This is a genomic window from Aliiglaciecola aliphaticivorans (assembly GCF_054782055.1).
Map to the genome: position 1 here is coordinate 1 of NZ_BAAGTF010000072.1, position 578 is coordinate 578.

At 40.7% G+C, this 578-nt stretch carries 1 protein-coding gene; it reads left to right on the forward strand.

The genetic code is table 11. The annotated features are described in order from the left end of the window. Positions 1-49 precede the first annotated feature (49 nt). On the forward strand, positions 50-550 hold the full coding sequence (locus ACYVIL_RS20270) for a transposase (RefSeq protein ID WP_460314554.1): 501 nt from the start codon (positions 50-52) through the stop codon (positions 548-550). Positions 551-578: the final 28 nt, after the last annotated feature.

Here is a 578-nt window from a genome sequence, read left to right on the forward strand (position 1 = left end):
TTGAAGTGACCCCCAATAGTTGGACTATTCAATTACTGGGGGTCTTTTTATGTCCAAACATCACAGAGCATTTAAGTTAAAACTAGCGCAGCTAGCGCAAGAAGAGAGTTCCGTTGTTTTAGGGGCGAAGTTTGGAGTACAGCCTAAACTCATTCAATATTGGTCTCGTGTTTATCGCATCAACGGCTTAGATAGTTTTATTCATAAGCAATTGCCTTACACCTTTGAATTTAAACTGCATGTACTCAAAACTATGTCTGCGAATCATTGGTCACTGACATATGCTAGCGCCTATTTCGACTTATCATCCCCTGGTATTTTATTTCAATGGCAAAAGCTTTATGCTCACGAGGGTATAACCCGTCTAAAACCCCAGAAAAAAGGTAGGCCTCGCGTGACTAATCATTCTTCAACTCCTAAACCATCAGCTGAAATGTCTGAAAAAGAGCTCAGGGAAGAATTGGATTATCTACGTGCAGAGAACGCTGTCTTAAAAAAGTTAGAAGCCTTGACTCAAGCCAGAAAGAAAAAAGCAAAGACAAGACGATAGTTGTCGAAGAGCTCAAGGCAAGATACAG